Raw genomic sequence first — 3,603 nt, 5'->3', positions numbered from 1 at the left:
GGTTGGCGGTGGACTGGTCGGCGGTGTTCGCCGGTCAGGGTGCCCGCCGGGTCGACCTGCCCACGTACGCCTTCCAGCACCAGCGCTACTGGCTGGAGGAGCCCGCCAACGCCGCCGGGCACGGCGCCTCCGATGCCACCGACACCCGGTTCTGGGCGGCGGTCGAGCAGGAGGACCTGGCGGCGCTGGCCGGCACGCTGCGCGCCGAGGGCGCGGACCAGCAGGCGTCGCTCGGATCGGTGCTGCCGGTGCTGTCCGCCTGGCGCCGCCGCCGCCGCGACGAGGCGGTGGTGGACCGCTGGCGCTACCGGGTGAGCTGGCAGCCGCTGGCGGGCACCGGCACCGCGGCGCCGTCCGGCACCTGGCTGACCGTGGTGCCCGCCGGGCAGGGTGACGACCCGTGGATCGGGACCCTCCTGGACGGCCTGCGCGGGCGTGGGGCCGAGACGGTGGTACTGGAGGTCTCCGCGGCGGACGCCGATCGCGCCGTGCTCGCCGAGCGGCTGCGCGCCGCCTGCGGTGAGTCGGCGCCGGCCGGCGTGCTGTCGCTGGCGGGGCTGGCCGAGGAGCCGCTGCCGCAGGCGGCCGGGGTGAGCACCGGCCTGGCGGTGACCCTGGCGCTGGTGCAGGCGCTGGGCGACACCGGCATCGACGCGCCGCTGTGGTGCCTGACCCGTCAGGGCGTGTCGGTACGGCGGTCGGACGAGGCGGCCGGCACGGTGCCGGCCCAGCTCTGGGGCCTGGGCCGGGTGGCCGCGCTGGAGCACCCGCAGCGCTGGGGCGGTCTGGTCGACCTGCCCGAGTCGCTGGACAACCGGGCGCTCGACCGGCTCTGCGGCGTGCTGGCCGGCACCTCGGGCGAGGACCAGGCCGCGATCCGCTCGGCCGGTGTCTTCGGCCGCCGGCTCGTCCGCGCGACGCCCGTCGGCGACACCGACCCCGTGCGGCCGTGGCAGCCGCAGGGCACCGTGCTGCTCACCGGCGGCACCGGCGGTGTCGGCGCCCGGGTGGCCGACTGGCTGGCGCGCGGCGGCGCCGAGCACCTGGTGCTGACCAGCCGCCGGGGCCAAAACGCCCCCGGCGCCGCCGAGTTGGCCGACCGGCTGACCTCGCTCGGGGTGCGGGTGACGGTGGCCGCCTGCGACGCGGCCGACCGCGACGCGCTCTCCGAGCTGATCCAGCGCGTCGAAGCCGACGGTTCGCCGATCCGCTCCGTGTTCCACGCCGCGGGCGTGGGCGATCCCACGGTGCTCGACAAGCTGAGCCTGACCGAGCTTGCCGACGTCGTCTCGGCCAAGGTCGTCGGCGCCGCTCACCTCGACGAACTGTTCGCCGACCGGGAGCTGGACGCGTTCGTGCTCTTCTCCTCGGGGGCCGGCGTCTGGGGCGGCGGCAGTCAGGGTGCCTACGCCGCGGCCAACGCACACCTGGACGCGCTGGCCGAGCAGCGCCGCAGCCGCGGCCTGGCCGCCACCTCCATCGCCTGGGGCGCCTGGGCCGACGGCGGGATGGCCGGCGGCGAGGTCGGCGAGCGGCTGCGCCGGCGCGGCCTGTACGAGATGCCGCCCGCGCTCGCGCTGGAGGCGATGCAGCAGGCCCTGGAGCGCGACGACACGCTGCTGACCGTCGCCGACATCGACTGGGAACGCTTCGCCCCGGCCTTCACCGCCGTGCGCGCGAGCCGACTGCTGGCCGAACTCCCCGAGGTCCAGCGCGCGTTGGACGGCACCGGCGCGGCGGACGCCGGCCCGCAGGGCGGCGGCTCGGAGCTCGTCCAGCGACTGCTGGGCATGAGCGAGGCCGAACAGCAGCGGGTGCTGCTGGAGCTGGTTCGGTCGCAGGCCGCGGCCGTGCTCGGCCACCAGGGCACGGACACGGTGGAGCCGACCCGCGCCTTCAAGGAGCTCGGCTTCGACTCGCTGACCGCCGTCGAGCTGCGCAACCGGCTCAACAGCGCCACCGGCGTCCGGCTGCCCGCGACCCTGGTCTTCGACCACCCGCGGCCCAAGGCGCTCGCCGAGTTCCTGCGCGCCCAGCTGCTGGGCCTCGGGCAGGACGCGGCCGTCGTCGTCCCGGCCGGTGCCGGCGACAACGACGACGACCCCATCGCGATCGTCGCGATGAGCTGCCGCTACCCCGGCGACGTGCGGATGCCCGAGGACCTGTGGCAGCTGGTCGCGGACGGCCGGGACGCGCTCGGCCCGTTCCCGATCAACCGCGGCTGGGGCGACGACCTGTACGACCCGGACCCGGAGCGGGAGGGCAAGTCCTACGCCGACCAGGGCGGCTTCCTGTCCGACGTCGCCGACTTCGACGCCGGGTTCTTCGGGATCTCGCCGCGCGAGGCCATGGCGATGGACCCCCAGCAGCGCCTCGTGCTCGAAGCCTCTTGGGAGCTCATGGAGCGGGCCGGCATCGACCCGGAGACGCTGCGCGGCAGCTCCACCGGCGTCTTCGTCGGCACCGTCAACAACGACTACGGCTCGCTGCTCGCGCTCGCCCCCGAAGGGCTGGAGGGGCACCTCAGCAGCGGCAACTCGCTGAGCGTGCTGTCGGGCCGGGTGTCGTACTCCTTCGGCCTGGAGGGGCCGGCCGTCACGGTGGACACCGGGTGCTCGACCTCGCTGGTCGCCCTGCACCTGGCCGCCCAGGCGCTGCGCCAGCGGGACTGCTCGATGGCCCTGGTCGGCGGTGTCACGGTGATGTCCACGCCGCTGGGCTTCGTGGAGTTCTCCCGCCAGCGCGGCCTGGCCGCCGACGGCCGCTGCAAGTCCTTCGCGGCCGCGGCCGACGGCACCGGCTGGGGCGAGGGCGTCGGCATGCTGCTGGTCGAGCGGCTCTCCGACGCCCGCCGCCACGGGCACCCGGTGCTCGCCCTGGTGCGCGGCAGCGCGGTGAACCAGGACGGCGCCTCCAACGGTCTGACCGCGCCGAGCGGTCCCTCGCAGCAGCGGGTGATCCGCCAGGCGCTGGCCAACGCCCGCCTGACGGCCGACCAGGTCGACGCGGTGGAGGCGCACGGGACCGGCACCACGCTGGGTGACCCGATCGAGGCGCAGGCGATCATCGCGACCTACGGTCAGGACCGTGACGCGGAGCGGCCGCTGTGGCTCGGCGCGCTGAAGTCCAACATCGGCCACACCCAGGGCGCTGCCGGGGTCGGCGGTGTGATCAAGATGGTGATGGCGATGCGCCACGGCGTGCTGCCGAAGACGCTGCACGTGGACGAGCCGACCCCGCAGGTGGACTGGTCGGCGGGTGCGGTGGAGCTGCTCACCGAGGCGCGCGAGTGGCCCGAGACCGGGCAGCCGCGCCGGGCCGGCGTCTCGGCCTTCGGCATGGGCGGCACGAACGTGCACGTGATCCTGGAGCAGGCTCCTGCCGAGGAGCCGGCGGAAGCCGCTGAAGCGTCCGAGGATTCGGCCGATGGGCTGGTCGCCTCCTCGCTGCCGGCGGTGCCGTGGGTGGTGTCCGGCCGGTCCGCGGCGGCCCTGGCCGAGCAGGCCGGGCGGTTGGCGGCGTTCGTCGAGGGCTCCGCTGATCTGCGCGATGCGGACGTGGCGTTCTCGCTGGTGTCGTCGCGTGCGGTGTTGGAGCACCGTG

1 pseudogene is annotated in these 3,603 nt (G+C 75.5%); it reads left to right on the top strand.

The window, feature by feature from the left end:
- Positions 1-8: 8 nt before the first annotated feature.
- Positions 9-3,603 (top strand): annotated as a pseudogene (locus ACFQ87_RS45100) (SDR family NAD(P)-dependent oxidoreductase); the annotation flags it as partial.

The sequence above is a fragment of the Kitasatospora sp. NPDC056531 genome, assembly GCF_042794375.1.
Lineage (GTDB): Bacteria > Actinomycetota > Actinomycetes > Streptomycetales > Streptomycetaceae > Kitasatospora.
Note: the sequence above shows the minus strand (reverse complement) of the source record. Positions and strands in the feature narration are given on the sequence as shown.